Source organism: Rhizobium sp. PP-CC-3G-465 (assembly GCF_004343445.1).
GTDB lineage: Bacteria > Pseudomonadota > Alphaproteobacteria > Rhizobiales > Rhizobiaceae > Ferranicluibacter > Ferranicluibacter rubi.
In genome coordinates, this window is the sequence record NZ_SLYH01000006.1 from 67,919 (window position 1) to 85,281 (window position 17,363).

15 protein-coding genes are annotated in these 17,363 nt (G+C 64.4%); 11 read left to right on the forward strand and 4 right to left on the reverse strand.

The window, feature by feature from the left end:
* Positions 1 to 469 precede the first annotated feature (469 nt).
* The 7 genes from glmM (at position 470) to serA (ending at position 7,716) form a co-directional block, all read left to right on the forward strand.
* Positions 470 to 1,822 carry a phosphoglucosamine mutase gene (glmM, locus tag C8J33_RS19575; protein WP_132665071.1) on the forward strand — a complete coding sequence of 451 codons (1,353 nt, stop codon included), beginning with the start codon at positions 470 to 472 and terminating at the stop codon, positions 1,820 to 1,822.
* Between the two features lie 183 nt (positions 1,823 to 2,005).
* Positions 2,006 to 2,836 carry an outer membrane protein gene (locus C8J33_RS19580; RefSeq protein ID WP_132665072.1) on the forward strand — a complete coding sequence of 277 codons (831 nt, stop codon included), beginning with the start codon at positions 2,006 to 2,008 and terminating at the stop codon, positions 2,834 to 2,836.
* 194 nt (positions 2,837 to 3,030) lie between these two features.
* Positions 3,031 to 3,354, forward strand: coding sequence for a hypothetical protein (locus tag C8J33_RS19585; RefSeq protein ID WP_110736188.1), 324 nt, complete (start codon positions 3,031 to 3,033; stop codon positions 3,352 to 3,354).
* 114 nt (positions 3,355 to 3,468) lie between these two features.
* Entirely contained in the window at positions 3,469 to 4,269 is an 801-nt protein-coding gene (locus C8J33_RS19590) for an outer membrane protein (RefSeq protein WP_132665073.1), read from the forward strand.
* A gap of 70 nt (positions 4,270 to 4,339) precedes the next feature.
* The gene (locus C8J33_RS19595; RefSeq protein WP_132665074.1) at positions 4,340 to 4,651 is read left to right on the forward strand and encodes a hypothetical protein; all 312 of its coding nucleotides are present in this window, start codon (positions 4,340 to 4,342) and stop codon (positions 4,649 to 4,651) included.
* A 184-nt stretch (positions 4,652 to 4,835) separates the two neighbouring features.
* The gene (locus tag C8J33_RS19600) at positions 4,836 to 6,014 is read left to right on the forward strand and encodes a phosphoserine transaminase (protein WP_110800749.1); all 1,179 of its coding nucleotides are present in this window, start codon (positions 4,836 to 4,838) and stop codon (positions 6,012 to 6,014) included.
* A 106-nt stretch (positions 6,015 to 6,120) separates the two neighbouring features.
* Positions 6,121 to 7,716: a phosphoglycerate dehydrogenase gene (gene serA / locus C8J33_RS19605; RefSeq protein ID WP_132665075.1), complete on the forward strand. Its 1,596-nt coding sequence runs from the start codon at positions 6,121 to 6,123 to the stop codon at positions 7,714 to 7,716.
* An 81-nt stretch (positions 7,717 to 7,797) separates the two neighbouring features.
* Here serA and C8J33_RS19610 read toward each other — a convergent pair whose 3' ends face one another.
* The gene (locus tag C8J33_RS19610; RefSeq protein WP_132665076.1) at positions 7,798 to 8,688 is read right to left on the reverse strand and encodes a DMT family transporter; all 891 of its coding nucleotides are present in this window, start codon (positions 8,686 to 8,688) and stop codon (positions 7,798 to 7,800) included.
* 293 nt (positions 8,689 to 8,981) lie between these two features.
* Here C8J33_RS19610 and C8J33_RS19615 point away from each other — a divergent pair, with 293 nt between their 5' ends.
* Together C8J33_RS19615 and C8J33_RS19620 are read left to right on the forward strand one after the other, a co-directional pair.
* Positions 8,982 to 10,280: an adenylosuccinate synthase gene (locus C8J33_RS19615; protein WP_132665077.1), complete on the forward strand. Its 1,299-nt coding sequence runs from the start codon at positions 8,982 to 8,984 to the stop codon at positions 10,278 to 10,280.
* Between the two features lie 242 nt (positions 10,281 to 10,522).
* Positions 10,523 to 12,991, forward strand: a complete 2,469-nt coding sequence (locus C8J33_RS19620) for a hypothetical protein (protein WP_422038685.1) — start codon at positions 10,523 to 10,525, stop codon at positions 12,989 to 12,991.
* A gap of 46 nt (positions 12,992 to 13,037) precedes the next feature.
* Here the strand turns inward: C8J33_RS19620 and C8J33_RS19625 are convergent, their stop codons facing one another.
* Complete coding sequence (locus tag C8J33_RS19625) at positions 13,038 to 13,487, reverse strand: hypothetical protein (protein ID WP_132665079.1); 450 nt, start codon at positions 13,485 to 13,487, stop codon at positions 13,038 to 13,040.
* A 109-nt stretch (positions 13,488 to 13,596) separates the two neighbouring features.
* Positions 13,597 to 14,340 (reverse strand): outer membrane protein, encoded by a 744-nt coding sequence (locus C8J33_RS19630; RefSeq protein ID WP_132665080.1) that lies wholly within the window; start codon positions 14,338 to 14,340, stop codon positions 13,597 to 13,599.
* Positions 14,341 to 14,715: 375 nt separating this feature from the next.
* Here C8J33_RS19630 and C8J33_RS19635 point away from each other — a divergent pair, with 375 nt between their 5' ends.
* Both C8J33_RS19635 and C8J33_RS19640 read left to right on the forward strand, forming a co-directional pair.
* Complete coding sequence (locus tag C8J33_RS19635; protein WP_132665081.1) at positions 14,716 to 15,882, forward strand: alpha/beta hydrolase; 1,167 nt, start codon at positions 14,716 to 14,718, stop codon at positions 15,880 to 15,882.
* A 58-nt stretch (positions 15,883 to 15,940) separates the two neighbouring features.
* Positions 15,941 to 16,966 carry a DUF4105 domain-containing protein gene (locus tag C8J33_RS19640; protein WP_132665082.1) on the forward strand — a complete coding sequence of 342 codons (1,026 nt, stop codon included), beginning with the start codon at positions 15,941 to 15,943 and terminating at the stop codon, positions 16,964 to 16,966.
* 45 nt (positions 16,967 to 17,011) lie between these two features.
* On the opposite strand, the gene C8J33_RS19645 is transcribed toward C8J33_RS19640, so the two are convergent.
* Entirely contained in the window at positions 17,012 to 17,329 is a 318-nt protein-coding gene (locus C8J33_RS19645) for a hypothetical protein (RefSeq protein WP_132665083.1), read from the reverse strand.
* Between the last annotated feature and the right edge of the window lie 34 nt (positions 17,330 to 17,363).

Here is a 17,363-nt window from a genome sequence, read left to right on the forward strand (position 1 = left end):
GCGGTCGTCCTGTGAAACCTGGCAAGGCGGCGGCAAGCCGCGCCGTGACTGCCGGACGCGCCGTCGGGGAGAGCCGATGGAATCTTCTTCAAGACAGCCGGGCTGCGGGAAAAACCACCGAACGAGGCGCTGGAAGATGTCATCTTCCACTTCACTACCCAACGCGGCAGCTTCCAGCGCCTCGTCCGAACTGCCCTCATCTCCACGGCGCTTTCGCGCGCGTGGTTATCGGCGCGTTCGGTCTCCATCCGGGTAAGCTTTACGAAGGTAACGGCGTGTAATCATTTCTGATGGCCGCGAGGATGCCGTTTTCAGCCTGTCTGTGGCAGAACGTCCCGAAAGCGCCATGGAGACCGGAGCGTTCCGGTCCCGGCAGAGCGTCGCCTTCCGACGATGCGGCAATACAAATGAGAGACAGCCGTCCGGTGAACCCGACTTCCCGGAAACGGCTCTGGACGATGGAGCGATCATGAAGCGCAGATATTTCGGCACCGACGGCATTCGCGGGCAGGCCAACATTTTCCCGATGACGCCGGATCTCGCCATGCGGGTCGGCATTGCCGTCGGCACCATCTTTCGCCGCGGCGCGCACCGTCACCGGGTCGTCATCGGCAAGGATACCCGCCTGTCGGGCTACATGCTGGAAAACGCCCTGGTCGCCGGCTTCACCGCGGCCGGTGTGGATGCCTTCGTCCTCGGCCCCATTCCCACGCCCGCCGTCGCCATGCTCACGCGTTCGCTGCGCGCGGATATCGGCGTGATGATCTCCGCCTCGCACAATCCGTTCGAAGACAACGGCATCAAGCTTTTCGGCCCCGACGGCTACAAGCTCTCCGACGATATCGAGAGCCAGATCGAGGAACTGCTCGATCAGGACCTGTCGATGCAGCTGGCGCGCAGCAACGAGATCGGCCGCGCCAAGCGCATCGACGGCGTGCATGACCGCTATATCGAGCACGCCAAGCGCACGCTGCCGCGCGATGTGACGCTGAAGGGCCTGCGCATCGCCATCGATTGCGCCAATGGCGCCGCCTACAAGGTTGCGCCGGCCGCCCTCTGGGAGCTCGGCGCCGACGTGGTGTCGATTGGCACGGAGCCGAACGGCACGAACATCAATCTGGATTGCGGCTCCACCAGCCCGGCGGCCCTGTCGAAGAAGGTGCACGAAGTCCGCGCCGATATCGGCATCGCGCTCGATGGCGATGCGGACCGCGTGCTGATCGTGGACGAGAAGGGTACGATCATCGACGGCGACCAGCTGATGGCCGTGATTGCCGACAGCTGGGCGGCGGAAGGCACGCTTCGCGGCGGCGGCATCGTCGCCACCGTCATGTCCAATCTCGGGCTTGAGCGCTACCTGCAGAGCCGCAAGCTGTCGCTCCAGCGCACCAAGGTCGGCGACCGCTATGTCGTCGAGCACATGCGCGAAAACGGCTTCAATATCGGCGGCGAGCAGTCGGGCCATATCGTGCTCTCGGATTTCGGCACGACGGGCGACGGCCTCGTCGCCGCGCTTCAGGTGCTCTCCAGCGTCAAGCGGCTGGGCAAGCCCGTCAGCGAGGTCTGCCACAAGTTCACGCCCGTGCCGCAGGTCCTGAAGAACGTGCGCATTTCCGCCGGCAAGCCGCTGGAGGACAATGTCGTCCGTCAGGCGATCGCCGATGCCGAGGCCGCCCTGTCGAAGAACGGCCGCCTCCTCATCCGCCCCTCCGGCACCGAGCCGCTGATCCGCGTGATGGCGGAAGGCGACGATCGCGGCCAGGTCGAGCGCATCGTCGACGAACTCGTCTCCGTCATCGGCTCCGTCCGCCACGCGGCGTAGGTTTCTCTAGGATTGACGGTTGAACGAAGAACCCCGGCCTTGCGCCGGGTTTTTTTCTTTCGAAATACGGTGAATTTTCTTGGTTAAACGAGCCTTAACCAATCTCCTCCATGATGCTTTCCAATAGGACGGTCGGGCTGCACGACGAAGGTGGGCTGACACAACATTCTAATGGAGTGAGCCATGAAGACTTTCGTGATCGGCGTTGTGGCAGCTATGCTGACCGGCACCGCCGCCTTCGCCGCCGACATCTATCAGCCCCCGCTCGAACCCGTTGTCGAAGCTGCCCCCGTCGAGGTCGGCGCTGCGAGCGGCTGGTATCTGCGCGGCGATGTCGGCTATGCCTTCACCAAGCTGCGTGGCGCGAAATTCTATCAGGGCTCCAATTCCTACGAGCGCGATTTCGACAGCTACGATATCGACGATACCTGGACCGGCGGCGTCGGCGTGGGTTACCAGGTCACCAATTACCTGCGCACGGACCTCACGCTCGACTATCTCGGCAAGACCGATTTCGAGGGCTCGACCACGGGCGGCTGCGGCGTCGCCGATTTCTGCACCTCGCGCGACATTTCCTCGATGACCGCCTGGAGCCTGATGGCCAACGCCTATGTTGATATCGGCACCTACGGCATCTTCACCCCTTATGTCGGTGCCGGCATCGGCGGCACGCAGGTGCGCTGGGACAAGCTGAAGAACACCAGCTGCGAAACCGGCAACCCCGACAATTGCGACGGCGAGTTCGAGCATAGCGGCAAGCGCAAGTGGCGCTTCACCTACGGCCTCATGGCCGGTACGGCCATCGACCTCACCTGCAACCTGCAGGCCGACGTCGGCTATCGCTTCCGCCAGATCGTCGGCGGCGACATGTTCGGCTACAAGGAAAGCGGCGGCCCCGGTCGCGACAAGGGCATCAACATCCACGAAGCCCGCGCCGGCCTGCGCTACAATTTCGGCGGCTGCGAGCAGGCCTATGTCCCGGAATACCCGGTCGAACAGCCGGTCTACAAATAAGCCATTCCGTCTTGCCACTTTGAGAAAGCCGCCCCGCAAGGGCGGCTTTCGTGCGTTTTCGGCACGGTTCGATGGTGCCTTGGTGAGGCGGCATTAACCAGCATGGCGGGCGTAGCCGGGGGTTGCTTGTTCCCACCGCGTCGCGGGTTAGGGTCGAACCGGATGATTCGATGAAAAATTGACGGGACGCGACGATGGACAGACACTTCTGGCGGATCACCGGCCATGCCGGCATGGACCAGATCTTCGAGCGCATCGTGCCCGTGGACAGCCTGTCGGACGCCGCCGTTTGCCTGCTTCTCCAGTGCCTGCTCGCCCGCGAGGTGGATATCAACCAGTTGATCGACGGTTTCGGCCTGGCCGACACGCAAGGCGCCGGCCCGCTCGATGTGCGCATGGAGCCCGGTCCGCCGCTGCAGTACCGGCTTGCCGGCGCCGATGTCGTCTTCGAGGCGAGCGTCATGACGGAACGCCCGCCGCAGTTCCGCTCGTCCTACGGCTCCGGCCTTGCCGCCTGAGCGGGTTGCTCCGTTAACGCGCCATTAACCATACCGGCCCAAAGGTTAACGCCTGTATATCGGTCGCCTGCGTGATTCGCCGGCCGGCTGCGACACCGGGCAATCGAGGGCTCCATGACGCGTCTTTCAAACTTGGCCACAGCATCACTGGCCAAAGCACGGGCGACCAAGGCATCATCGGCAGCAACGTACCTGGCCGGCCTGGCCTGTGCCGTCCTGAGCGCGGGCGTCGGCCTGCCGGCCGCACAGGCCGAAGACGCGCCGCTCTCGGCACCGGAAGTCACCATCGCCACGGACACCGTCTCGACCGGCCTGTATCTGCGCGGCGATCTCGGCACTGCGGCGTTTCGCGATGACGGCGCGCCCGACCTGTCGGTGGGCGGTGCCCGCCGCGGCTTCGATGACGATCGTTTCGACCGTCCCGTTTCCGGCACGCTCGGGCTCGGCTACCAGCTAACTGATATCCTGCGCGCCGACGTCACCGCCGACCTCTTCGACGGCCGCTTCGAAGGCACGCAGGAAACGGCAGGCGTTTCGACGCGCTACCGGGCCGACCTGCGCGGCGTCGGTATCATGGCCAATGGCTATGTCGATCTCGCAACCATCGCCGGCTTCACACCCTATCTCGGCGCCGGCGTCGGTGCGACCTATGTGGATTGGCAGGACGTCACCGCCCGCACCGAAGCGGGCCCGGTTGCCGGTGGCGCTTACGAGGGCGATGACAGCTGGCGCTTCACCTATGCCCTCATGGCCGGCGCATCCTACGATCTCACGGAGCGGCTGAAGCTCGATATCAGCTACCGCTATTCCGACATCGCCAATGGCGACATGTTCGCCCGCTCGCGCGAGAAAGCCCGCGACGACGGCCTCTCCCGCCACGAAATCCGCGCCGGCCTGCGTTTCTCACTCTACTAGCCTTCCGTAGGCGGGCGAGAGGAACCTTGTCGCGGTCCGCAGGTTCAGGCTCCAGCAAAAGGAGCCCGCCATGACCGACATCGGAAACCCCATCCCCCGCGGCACGATCGACACCGACGCACCTCTCGTCGATGAAGCACTCGCCGCAAAAGAAGATCAGTCCTCCAGCGACGCCGCCGATACGGTGGCCGCCCTCAAGGCGGAAATCGAGACGCTCCGAACGCGCATCGCCGAGCATCGCTCGGATGCCGCGGCAAAGGTTCGTTCTACCGTCCGCGAACGCCCGCTCGTCAGCCTGACCGCAGCCCTGCTCGCCGGTTACGGCATCGCTCTTGCCCTTCAGGGCGGCCGCTCGGCCAGCACCGGACACGGCTGGCGATAGGGCCCGCGCCGGGCGCTTTGCCCGGCCTTTTACCAGACCTGAAAACGTCCTGCACTTTGCTCATAACGACGGGCCGCGTCCGGAACATGGAATTTTTCCTTGCGTTCCATGAGCAGTTTCTGTAACCACGGCGGCAGGACACGCCTCCCTAACGAGGTGCTTTCTATCTGGAAGGATAGCCACCATGAATACGACTGCGACACCGGATCTGCGTCCGGCAAACACCCATTTTTCGTCTGGACCTTGCTCCAAGCGCCCCGGTTGGTCGCTGGACGCTCTCTCCGATGCACCGCTCGGCCGGTCGCATCGCGCCAAGGTCGGCAAAGCCAAGCTCAAGCAAGCCATCGATCTGACCCGTGAGGTCCTCAACGTGCCGGCGGACTACCGCATCGGCATCGTGCCCGCGTCCGACACCGGCGCTGTGGAAATGGCGATGTGGTCGCTGCTCGGCGAGCGCGGCGTGGATATGGTCGCCTGGGAAAGCTTCGGTTCCGGCTGGGTGTCCGACGTCGTGAAGGAGCTGAAGCTCTCCGACGCCCGCAAGATCACCGCCGACTACGGCAAGCTGCCGGATCTCTCTACGATCGATTTCAACCGTGATGTCGTCTTCACCTGGAACGGCACCACATCGGGCGTTCGCGTCCCCAACGCCGATTTCATTCCCGCCGACCGTCAGGGCCTGACGATCTGCGACGCGACCTCCGGCGCTTTCGCGCAGGACCTCGATTTCTCCAAGCTCGATGTCGTCACTTTCTCCTGGCAGAAGGTGCTGGGCGGCGAGGGCGGCCATGGCGTGCTCATCCTGTCCCCACGCGCCGTTGCGCGGCTGGAAAGCTACACCCCAGCCTGGCCGCTGCCGAAGATCTTCCGCATGACCAAGGGCGGCAAGATCGTCGAGGGCATCTTCCAGGGCGAAACGATCAACACGCCCTCCATGCTCTGCGTCGAGGACTATATCGATGCGCTGCAGTGGGCAAAGTCGCTCGGTGGCCTCAATGCGTTGATGGCGCGGGCGGATGCCAATGCGCAGGTCATCTTCGATTACGTCGAGAAGACCGACTGGATCGCCAACCTCGCAGAGGTTGCGGACACCCGCTCGAACACGTCGGTCTGCCTCAAGATCGTCGATCCCGAGGTCACGGCGCTTGCGCCCGACCAGCAGGACGCCTTTGCCAAGGGCATGGTCGCGCTGCTCGAAAAGCAGGGCGTCGCCCATGATATCGGCGCCTACCGCGATGCCCCGTCGGGCTTCCGCATCTGGGCCGGCGCGACCATCGACACCGCCGACCTCCAGGCGCTGATGCCCTGGTTCGACTGGGCGTTCGCGACCCAGAAGGCCACGCAGATCAAGGCAGCCGCCTAAACCGGACAAGGGTCGGGACCGCGCCTCGTCGCGCCGTCTCCGCCACGTTCCTACGCGCATTACATCCCGTTTCCTTTCAAGACGTTCTCACCAGTGGAGGCCTCTCATGGCACCTCGCGTTCTCGTATCCGACGAACTGTCGGAAACCGCCGTCCAGATCTTTCGCGATCGCGGCGTCGATGTCGATTTCCAGCCGCAGCTCGGCAAGGACAAGGACAAGCTTGCCGAAATCATCGGCAATTACGACGGTCTCGCCATCCGCTCCGCCACCAAGGCGACGGAAAAGCTGATCGCGGCTGCGACCAACCTGAAGGTCATCGGCCGCGCCGGCATCGGCGTCGACAATGTCGATATCCCCGCCGCCTCGCGCCGCGGTATCATCGTCATGAACACGCCGTTCGGCAACTCCATCACCACGGCCGAACACGCCATCGCGCTGATGTTCGCCGTCGCCCGCCAGCTGCCTGCCGCCGATACCTCGACGCAGGCCGGCAAGTGGGAAAAGTCCAAGTTCATGGGCGTCGAAATCACCGGCAAGACGCTCGGCGTCATCGGCGCCGGCAATATCGGCTCCATCGTCATCTCGCGTGCCATTGGCCTGAAGATGCACGTCATCGCCTACGACCCCTTCCTGTCGAAGGAACGCGCCGAGGAGATGGGCGTCACCAAGGTCGAGCTCGACGAGCTGCTGGCAAAGGCCGACTTCATCACCCTGCATGTGCCGATGACCGACAAGACGCGCGGCATCCTGAATGCCGAAGCGATCGCCAAGACCAAGCCCGGCGTGCGGATCATCAACTGCGCCCGTGGCGGTCTCGTGGACGAGGCAGCGCTTGCCGAAGCCATCAAGTCCGGCCATGTTGCCGGCGCCGGCTTCGACGTGTTCGAGACAGAGCCCGCCAAGGAAAGCCCGCTGTTCGGCCTGCCGAACGTCGTCTGCACCCCGCATCTCGGTGCCGCCACCACGGAAGCGCAGGAAAACGTCGCGCTTCAGGTCGCCGAGCAGATGTCGGATTATCTGGTCAAGGGTGCCGTTTCCAACGCGATCAACATGCCGTCGATCACGGCCGAGGAAGCCCCGATCCTCAAGCCGGTCATTCGTCTGGCCGAAGTGCTCGGCGCCTTCGTTGGTCAGGTCACGGAAAGCGCGATCAAGGAAATCGAGATCCTCTATGACGGCTCGACGGCCGCCATGAACACCAAGGCCCTGACGAGTGCGGCCCTTGCCGGCCTCATCCGCAGCCAGGTTTCGGATGTCAACATGGTCTCCGCACCGATCATGATCAAGGAAAAGGGCGTCATCCTTTCCGAGGTCAAGCGCGACAAGACCGGCGTGTTCGACGGCTACATCAAGCTGACGGTGACGACGGAAACCCAGACGCGTTCGGTCGCCGGCACGGTGTTCTCGGATGGCAAGCCGCGCTTCATCCAGATCAAGGACATCAACCTCGATGCCGACGTCGGCAGCCACATGGTCTACATCACCAACACCGACGTTCCCGGCATGATCGGCTTCATCGGCAAGACCTTCGGCGACGCCGGCGTCAACATTGCCAACTTCCAGCTCGGCCGCAAGGATGCGGGCTCGGATGCCATCGCGCTGCTCTATGTCGACGGCCCCGTGCCGGATAGCCTGCTGGAAACGCTGACTGCCAACCCGGCCATCCGCCAGGCGAAGCCCTTGGTCTTCAACGTCGAGTAAGCCGGCAGCAGCCAGGTCAAGATCATAAAAAACGCGCCGGATCCCCAGGGTCCGGCGCGTTTTTCATTGTCCGATTTGGTATTAACCGGCCACCTTGGGCCGCCCCTTTTCCGCCACCGCGATCCCCACGATCGCCAGCAGAAGTGCGACGATGTGGAAGGTTTGGAGCGTCTCGCCGATGAGGGCGATCGACAGGAGCGTGCCGAAGATGGGGATGAGGTTGATGAACAGTCCGGCGCGGTTGGGGCCGATCAGCTCCACGCCGCGCACATAGAGGATTTGCGAGATCAGCGATGGGAAGATGCCGGCATAGGCGACGATGATCCAGCCGGTCGTGTCGGGCCAGATCATGGCGCCGGAGGTGCTTTCCCAGATCATCAGGGGCACGCTGCTCAAGAGGGCTGCGAAGGCGGAGACGGCGATCAGGCTTTTCCAGTGGATGCCCGGCTTGTAGCGCAGCGACACGGTGTAGCCTGCATAGACGAGCACCGCGAACATCATCAGCGCGTCGCCGCGGTTCAGATCGAGCGAGAGCAGCGTCGAGAGATTGCCATGCGATGTGGTGAGCGCGACAGCGAACAGCGTCAGCGCGAAGCCGAACCACTGCGCCAGCGAGACGCCGGTGCGGAACAGTACGAAGTTCATGGCGAAGATCACCATGGGGATTGCGGCCTGTTCGATCACCGCGTTGATGGCGCTGGTATATTGCAGGGCGGAATAGAGCGAGGCATTGAAGGCGGTAAACCCGATGGCGCCGTAGCTGAACAGCAGAAGCCAATGCCGGCGGATGAGCGGCCAGTCCTTGTGGAGCTGGGGGATGGCGATGGCCAGAAGCAGGGTGCAGGCGATCACCCAGCGCATGCCCGTCAGCAGCATCGGACTGACATGGCCGACGGCGATCTTGCCGGCCACGGAGTTGCCGCCCCAGATGAAAGTGGTCAGCGCAAGGATCAGATAGGCCTGGATGTTCAAGCTGAAATTCCGTCTCGGTCAAGAGGAGCGAGGGTTCGTGGCGCGTCCTTTGCGCTGCATATCGCGTAAAGCGGCATGCTGCCATGCAAAAAGCCCTGATTTCCGGGCGAACGGAATAGCTTTTGAAAAAACAAGACAGTATAGATGCGCGGGTTTGCAGCCCCGGATCGTGGGTCGGGATGCAGCACCATGGGTCGGTGCGGGATGCCATTGCCGGATTGAGGCAGGGCAATCGCGTGCAAGGCGAAGATGAGCGCGGATGAAAACGTGCGCTTGCAGACAGGAAAAACGAAATGACGAATGTCGTGGTTGTCGGATCGCAATGGGGTGACGAGGGCAAGGGCAAGATCGTCGACTGGCTCTCCGAACGCGCCGATGTCGTCGTCCGCTTCCAGGGTGGGCATAATGCCGGCCATACGCTCGTCATCGACGGCACCAGCTACAAGCTGTCGCTGCTGCCCTCCGGCGTCGTGCGCCCGGGCAAGCTCGCCGTCATCGGCAACGGCGTCGTCATCGATCCGCATGCGCTGATCGCCGAAATCGAGAAGCTGGACGGGCAGGGCGTGACGATCACGCCGGAAAACCTGCGCATCGCCGACAATGCGACGCTGATCCTGTCGCTGCACCGCGAGCTGGACGGCATCCGCGAGGACGCGGCCTCCAACAGCGGCACGAAGATCGGCACCACCCGTCGCGGCATCGGCCCGGCTTATGAAGACAAGGTCGGCCGCCGCGCCATCCGCGTCATGGATCTCGCCGATCTCTCGACGCTGCCGGCCAAGGTCGATCGTCTGCTCACCCATCACAATGCTCTGCGCCGCGGCCTGAACGAGGCCGAAGTCAGCCACACCGCGATCATGGACGAGCTGTCCTCGATCGCCGCCCGTGTGCTGCCCTTCATGGATACGGTCTGGCTGCTGCTCGACCGTCTGCGCCGCAAGGGTGCGCGCATCCTGTTCGAAGGCGCGCAGGGTACGCTGCTCGACATCGACCACGGCACCTATCCCTTCGTCACCTCGTCCAACACGGTTGCCGGCCAGGCCGCTGCCGGTTCGGGCATGGGTCCGGGCGCGCTCGGCTATATCCTCGGCATCACCAAGGCCTACACGACCCGCGTCGGCGAAGGCCCGTTCCCGACCGAGCTGCATGACGAGATCGGCCAGTTCCTCGGTGAGAAGGGCCATGAATTCGGCACCATCACCGGGCGCAAGCGCCGCTGCGGCTGGTTCGATGCGGCGCTCGTGCGCCAGTCCGTCGCCACCAACGGCATCACCGGCATCGCGCTGACGAAGCTCGACGTGCTGGACGGCCTGAAGGAGCTGAAGATCTGCGTCGGCTACACGCTCGACGGCGTCGAGATCGACCATCTCCCGGCAAGCCAGGCCAGCCAGGCCCGGGTCGAGCCGGTCTACATCACGCTGGAAGGCTGGCAGGAATCGACCGTCGGCGCACGCAGCTGGGCCGAACTGCCGGCACAGGCGATCAAATATGTCCGCCAGGTCGAAGAACTCATCGGTGCGCCGGTCGCTCTCCTGTCCACAAGTCCGGAGCGTGACGACACCATACTTGTTACCGATCCGTTTGAGGACTAGGTTAACGGACCTGTGACGGGGTGATGACAAGGGCGTAAAGCGCGGGTTTTGTGAGAGATCCCGCGCTTGCGCCATATCAAGTATCGGCTTAATCACCCCGAAGGGTTGAAAGAAAGTTTTCGATGGCGGATTTTGTAGCAGTTATTCGCAGGACCGTGGACGGCTTGTCCGACAACAGTCCGGACATGCGGTCCAGGGTTTACGAAAAGGCCCGGGGCGCCGTCCGTCGCCAGCTTGAAAGCATGAAGCCTCGTCCCTCCGACGAGATGATCGACCGCCAGATGGGCAAGCTCGAAGCGGCCATCACGGAGGTGGAGGGAACCCACGCGCCGGCCCCTGTCGAGGATGTGCCGCCCGAGGTCGTGCCCGCGGCAGCTGTTGCCGCTGCCGTTATCCCCGTGGCCGTACTTCCGGCCGAAGACGTTCCCGCCGAGCCGGCACCGGCCGCTGTCACCTTCGAGCAGCCGCCCGTTCCCTATGACGTGACGCATGTCGATCGGCAGGAGGCCGTCGAGGCCGCGCCCATCGTCCCGGAACCTGCGCCCCAGCCGGAGCCGGAGCCCGAACCTGTCGCGGACGTGTCTCCCGAGCCCGAACCGGTTTACGAAGAGCCCGCTCCGGAGCCGGTCTACGCGGATGAGCCGGCGCCTTCGGAAGATGTGCCGCCGGAATATGCACCAGAGTCTGAGACGCAACCCGAGCCGTATCTTGAGCCCGAGCCGGTCGCCGATCGCGATACGCTGGACGCAGCAGACGTGCTGGCCGAAGAATATGCCCAGATTCAGCAGCCGGCATCGCCCGCATGGGAGAGTGTCGATGAGAACGACACGGTCGCGCTCGAAGAGCCCGCAGCCGTAGAGCCCGCTTCCGCAGAGGACCCGGCGCAGGCCTGGGCCGAGCCCCGGCACATGGAGCCCGTCGAACCGTACGAACCGGAACCGGCCGAACCCGCTTCGATCGAGCCGGACTATATCGAGCCGGAACAGAGCTATGTGGAGCCTGCACCCTACGAGCCGGCGCCCGTCATTGAGCCGATCGAGCCCGAGCGCGACGCCAGCGCGATGCCGGCGGCCAACTGGGATCTGCCGGAATGGAACGAAGCGCCGGCCGAGCAGGCTGGCACGCCGGTTGCCGCGCATATCGAGCCTGTCTGGACGGAAAGCGTCGGGACGCATTCGGCCGAAGACGTCGCGGCTCACGATGCCGGCTGGGCCGACGAGCCGGTCGCTCATGACGATCACAATTATGCCGCCGATGCCGCACCCGTCGTCCTTCCCGCCGTTTCCGGCGGGCTGACGCCCGAGGGCGAGCCGTCGCATTCCTGGGCGCTCGACGAGACGGACCCGTTCCAGCACGATGTTCGCCCCGAGGGCACCGAGCCCGCCGTGTCGGACTGGTCCTGGCCGGTCGATCGCACGAACGAGACCGAACAGGCGGGCCCGAGCGATGAGCCGCCGCCGCCGCAGAACTGGGACGAGATCGACAGCCTGCTGGCTGCCGGCGGTGCTGCGGCTGCAGCCCAGAGCCGTCCTCCGCTCGATCCTGCAGAAGCGCCTCCCGCACCGCGTCGCCCGGCGTCCTATCGCGCCGAGCCGCGCAAGTCGGCCTTCAGTCTCAAGCGGATCGCCACCGTCCTCGTCCTGCTGCTCGTCTTCGGCGGCGGCGGCTATGCCTACTGGACGAACCGCGATTCGGTGAACGGCTGGGTTTCCGAGACGATCGCCTCCCTGAACACGGCGCCGCCGACGGCCAGCAATGGCGGAACCTCGGCGACCGGAACCGGCGGCGCAGCCTCCGGCACCGCAGCCAACGGCAATGCGACGACCGACGTGGCGTCGGCCGAGCCGAGCAACAAGTTTACCCAGCGCCTTCAGACCGACGGCACCGAGATCGACGAAGGTGCGGCCCAGCCGCCGGCCGGCGCCGCTACCGCGCAGGAAGGCAAATCCGTCGCCGCCCAGACGGAGGCGAGCCGCCCTGTCGATACGGCCGATGCCGGGGCGACGGCGACACCGCCTACGGCGGGCACGCCCGCCACGCCGGCGGCTCAGGCCGATCCTTCGGCCACGCCCGGTGCCGACGCTGCACCCGCAACGACACCGCCGGTGAGCCCGACCTCCGCACCGAATGAAGCGACGACCCAGATGCCGGCCGGCGCCCAGAAGATGTTCCTCTACGAGGAACGCCTCGGCCAGACGGCGCCGACCGCCATCGAAGGCGGCGTCGCTTGGTCGCTGAAGGAAGAAGCACCGGAAGCCGGGCAGCGTCCCGAGCCCGTCATCCAGGCGCAGATCACCGTGCCGGATCGTGGCCTGACCGCGCTGATGACCATCAAGCGCAACACCGATACCTCGCTGCCGGCCAGCCACACGATCGAGTTCGTGTTCTCGCTGCCCGAGAATTTCGAGGGCGGCAGCATCGACAGCGTCCAACGCGTGGCGATGAAGCGTAACGAACAGGATCGTGGCGATCCGCTGATCGCGGTCCCCGCCAAGATCACCGACGACTTCCACATGATTGCGCTCAACGACTTTCCGGAGGCCGTGACGACCAATCTCGACCTCCTGCGCACCCGCTCGTGGATCGATATTCCCCTGACCTATCGCAACGGCCGCCGTGCGCTGCTGACGCTGGAAAAGGGTGCGGCCGGCAATGAAGCGTTCACGCAGGCTCTGGCCGCCTGGAGCCAGGCACGTCCGGCCGGCAACTGATAGGATGATGTGTTCCGGGGTCGCGTTGCGGTCCCGGATGCTATGATCAGGCCCGCTTAGGCTCGACCTTGAAGACATCGTCGCCCACGAACACGATGATATAGCCACCGCTGGCCTCGGCCTGCGCGGCCCAGCGCTCCAGAAGCCCTTTATAGGGCGCCTGCTGCCATATCGTCGGATGATCGGGATCGACCAGCACAGTCGTCTGCGGTCCCTGCTCGTACACCATCATATGCGCGACCAGCGGGTCCCATTCCGGTTCGAGATCGGGCTTCGTCATCCACGCGCAGAGGAAGTCGCGACAGAGTGCCGGGCGCTCGGCATAGATCGTGCAGCCGCGCTCCGCCACGCAATGGCGGCACCAGGCATTGGCCGGCTTGTCCAGCGCATTGATATCCGGCAGGCGACAGCAGAGCGTGCACGTGCGGCAGCCACGCGCTGTTGCGTCTGCGGGCGGAAGGCCGGTCGTATGTGGCGTGCTATCGAGGCGTGTCACGAATCCTACCCTCCTGCCCGTGATGTCCCGCCGATTTCCATGTCTTCCACATACGAAAAAGCCGGCTGGTGAACCAGCCGGCTTTTTGCGTTCGAGGACCGAAAGGCTCTTAGAAGCTCTTGCGGAAGCCGACGATGACGGCGTGGCTGCGGAAATCGGTTTCCGAACGCGAGCCATCACGTGCCGTGAACGAGAAATCGTCGGCAGCGGTGAAGCGGTAGCCGATGTCGAAGGTGGTGTTGGTCAGCAGGGCGAAATTGGTGAACAGGCCCAGTTCCTGGATGTTGATGCCGACGCCGGCGTCCAGGTGGTAGGCAAAGCGCGTGTCGTCATCGTCCATCAGCGTGGCAACGCCGGCAACGCCCTGGCGACGCAATTCGAGGTTCATGACGCCGACGCCGCCGCCGACGTAAGGCGTAATGGCCGAAAGCTGGCCGCCGAGCGGAATGTCGAGGTAGCCGTTGACGTAGCCCAGAATGGTGCTTGCGTCGCCGAAGCTGTCGATGGAGCTGATGGCGCCGACGCCGCTGACGCGGTGGTTATCGACCGAAGCGTTGCCGTAGCCGACTTCCAGTTCGACGCGGGGAGAGACATAACCCATGTCGCCGAAGCTGTAACCGGCGCGAACGCCGCTGTAGTAGCCGACGTCGTAGTCCGTGCCGACGCGTGCGCCGCCAGCGGCAAACGACGTGTCGTCGAGGAAGGTCAGGCTGCTGACGGAGCCGAGGTAGAAGCCGCCATTGGTCTCAACGACCACCGGGCCGACCGGCTCGGTCAGATCTGCAGCGCGGACGATGGAGCCGGAAGCCGCCAGAGCGACACCAGCGAGCAAGATCTTGGTAAAGCGGGTCATGAAGCTATCCTTCAAAAAGAGAGCGGCGCAATCAGCAAGTGTGCGTCGGATGGTGGGTAAGTAGTCGGTTTTCACGCGAGCAGTAGAGGGGACAGCGCCAAAATGCGGTCTGGCTCACCTCGAAAAATGGGGCTGTTGCATGAAAGTCACGAATGCGTCTCATGCGTGTGTTAGAAAGTGCCGAAAGCCCGTTGCGTGAAAAAAGCGACGTACGACGGGCTTTCGCCCGTTGTCTTGACGCATGTCGTTCTTCCGAAACCGCGAGATGGTCAGTTGGCCGGCGCGGCCCTATGTTGTCCAGCATGGTGCCCGCAGCGTATGCCGGGTATCGAGACTGTCCGCGCAGCGGTGCGCACGAACCCGTGAGGAAGCCTGATGATCGCGATCCGCGCCGCCGCCGCCTTGCCGCGTGTCCGCCCCGCCTTCCTCATCTTCCTGTTTTCCCTGCTGACGACCCTCGGCGGCTGTGCCAGCCGGCCGGCGGCCTCGGTGCTCGATCCCGTGTCCCTTGCTCGGGGCACGCCCGGAGATGCGGCCGCGTCCGGCGGCAAGGCGCTTACGCTTTTTGCCGTCACCAATCGCGAGCGGGACGGGGACGGCTTCGACAGCGGTCGCGCCCGTGCTCTGACCTATGAGCGCTACCGGCTGTCCATACCCGCGGCGCACAAGCCCGCGGCCATCGAGTACCCCACGAAAAAGGCCGATCCGACACGGGCGATGACGGTGCGCGAGCGTCGCGCGCTCGACCAGCGCAGCATGGTGGCTGCCATCGTCTCGCAGCCCGGCTTCGACGGCACGATCGGGCTGTTCGTGCATGGGTTCAACTATCGCTATCAGGAGGGCGTGTTCCGGCTGGCGCAGATGGCGGTGGATTCGCGCAGCAAGGCGACGCCGGTGCTGTTTTCCTGGCCGTCCGAAGGCGCGCTTTCGGGCTATCTCGCCGATCGGGATGCCGTGCTCTTCTCCCGCGACGACCTCGTGTCGCTGATGGCCGCGCTCGCCGAAACCCGCAAGGTGCGACAGATCCTCGTGTTCGGCCACAGCATGGGCGGTTTTCTCATCATGGAATCGCTGCGCCAGCTGCGCCTGACGGATCGCGGCGATGTGCTCGACAAGCTGACGGTGATCCTCGCGGCACCCGATATCGACGCGGACCTTTTCCGCCGCCAGATGGACGTGGTCGGCCGGTTGCGCTCGCCGCTGGTGCTGCTCGTCTCGCCAAAGGACGAAGCACTGGCGGCATCGAGCCTGCTCAGCGGTTCCCGGCCGCGGGTCGGTCGGCTGGATGTCGAGGATCCGAAGGTGCGGGAAACGGCGAAGGCCTATGGCGTCCTCGTGGTCGATATCACCTCGCTGAATGCGCCGGATGGGCTCGGCCATGATCGCTATGCGAGCCTTGCGGCCCTTGCGCCGCAGGTCAGCGCCCTCGGCCGTCCCGGTGCGGCGACGCCTGGGGATGTCGGTGCCTTCATTCTCGATGCAGCGGGGCAGGTGGTGGCAAGCCCGTTCACCGTCGCCGGCCGCATTCTCGCCCCGAAATAGCATCGGCGGCCGCGCACCAAATACCACCGCCATCAATATCCCTGAAGAGGTTCAAAGCATGCGACTGTTCACGACCCTTGCCACCGGCCTCGTCAGCGCGCTCTTCCTGCTCGCGGCACTGCTGGCCACCGTGTGGACGGCGCTGGCGCTGTGGTATCGCATTCCCGGCGATGGGCTGCTGCGCGGCGTGGCGGTGTTCCTCTGGGTCGTCTTCATCCTCGGCCTCATCCTGTTCGGTCGCCGCTATCCCCTTGCCGCCGCAGGTATCTTCCTCGTGGGGCTCCTCGCCGTGGGCATCTGGTGGCAGACGATCCGCCCGCGGCTCGATCGCGACTGGGCGCCCGATGTCGCCCGCACGGTGACGGGCACGATCGGCAACGGCAATGCGGGGAGCGGCGGCGATGTCGTCACGCTCCGCAATGTGCGCAATTTCCGCTGGACAAGCGACCGGGATGCCGAGCCGCTGTGGGAAACCCGAAGCTATGATCTCGATACGATCACCGGCACGGATCTCGTCCTGTCCTATTGGGGTATGGACGCCATCGCCCATACGCTCGTCAGCTTCAGCTTTGCCGATGGCCAGCGCGTGACCTTCTCAGTCGAAATCCGGCGCGAGAAAACGGAAGAATTTTCCTCCATCGCCGGCTTTTTCAAGAGTTACGAGCTCGCCTTCATCGCCGCCGACGAGAGCGACATTCTCTATCTCCGGACCAATATGCGCCGGGAGGATACCTATCTCTACCCGCTGGCGCTGCCCCGGCAGGCGGCCGCCGCCCTTTTCCTCACCTATATCAACGCCGCCAACGAGCGCGCCGAGACGCCGCAATTCTACGATACGCTGACCAGCAACTGCACCACCGTCATTTTCGATCTCGCCCGCCTGGTCTCGCCCGGCATTCCCATGGACTGGCGCATCCTGCTGTCCGGCTATCTCCCGAGCTACCTCCTCGATCAGGATGCGACGCTCTGGAGGCTGCCGGAAAAAGAGCTGCGCGCCAAAGCCGCCATCAGCGCCAAGGCCTTGGCGCAACCCAGCAACGGCCCGGATTACTCCACGATCATCCGCGCGGATACAGCACCGTAAAGGATCGAGGCCCGGTCATCTGGCGAGGCTTCGGGAGACGCGGCGTCAGCGCCACCGCCTGTGCAAGACGACGGCCACCGCGAGGATCACCAGCGCCGTCGGCCAGAAGTCCGTCATCTGATCGAACGACCATTTCCACATCTCATACCCTTCGAGATGCGGCGGCTTCATATTCACACTGACCTCGAAATCCCGCTTTTCCCGCCCATGGAAATGCCCGAGGGCAAAGGCCAATCCCATGAGAACCGCCACCCGCCGCTCGAAGAGAACGCAGAGCAACAGGGCCACGATCGCGGCCATGACGATGGCTTCGACGATGTGGCCGAGCCAGTCGAGGTTTGCTTGGATATAAGTCCAGTCCATGAATGGTCTATTTGCGGGAGGGCGGTGGCGTCGG

Bases quoted from the DNA above. Each gene is read 5' to 3' on its own strand.
- C8J33_RS19635 (WP_132665081.1), top strand. From the start codon at position 14,716: ATGATCGCGATCCGCGCCGCCGCCGCCTTGCCGCGTGTCCGCCCCGCC.
- C8J33_RS19585 (WP_110736188.1), top strand. From the start codon at position 3,031: ATGGACAGACACTTCTGGCGGATCACCGGCCATGCCGGCATGGACCAG.
- C8J33_RS19645 (WP_132665083.1), bottom strand. From the start codon at position 17,329: ATGGACTGGACTTATATCCAAGCAAACCTCGACTGGCTCGGCCACATC.
- C8J33_RS19600 (WP_110800749.1), top strand. From the start codon at position 4,836: ATGAATACGACTGCGACACCGGATCTGCGTCCGGCAAACACCCATTTT.
- C8J33_RS19580 (WP_132665072.1), top strand. From the start codon at position 2,006: ATGAAGACTTTCGTGATCGGCGTTGTGGCAGCTATGCTGACCGGCACC.
- C8J33_RS19640 (WP_132665082.1), top strand. From the start codon at position 15,941: ATGCGACTGTTCACGACCCTTGCCACCGGCCTCGTCAGCGCGCTCTTC.
- C8J33_RS19590 (WP_132665073.1), top strand. From the start codon at position 3,469: ATGACGCGTCTTTCAAACTTGGCCACAGCATCACTGGCCAAAGCACGG.
- C8J33_RS19615 (WP_132665077.1), top strand. From the start codon at position 8,982: ATGACGAATGTCGTGGTTGTCGGATCGCAATGGGGTGACGAGGGCAAG.
- glmM (WP_132665071.1), top strand. From the start codon at position 470: ATGAAGCGCAGATATTTCGGCACCGACGGCATTCGCGGGCAGGCCAAC.
- C8J33_RS19620 (WP_422038685.1), top strand. From the start codon at position 10,523: ATGAAGCCTCGTCCCTCCGACGAGATGATCGACCGCCAGATGGGCAAG.
- serA (WP_132665075.1), top strand. From the start codon at position 6,121: ATGGCACCTCGCGTTCTCGTATCCGACGAACTGTCGGAAACCGCCGTC.
- C8J33_RS19630 (WP_132665080.1), bottom strand. From the start codon at position 14,340: ATGACCCGCTTTACCAAGATCTTGCTCGCTGGTGTCGCTCTGGCGGCT.
- C8J33_RS19595 (WP_132665074.1), top strand. From the start codon at position 4,340: ATGACCGACATCGGAAACCCCATCCCCCGCGGCACGATCGACACCGAC.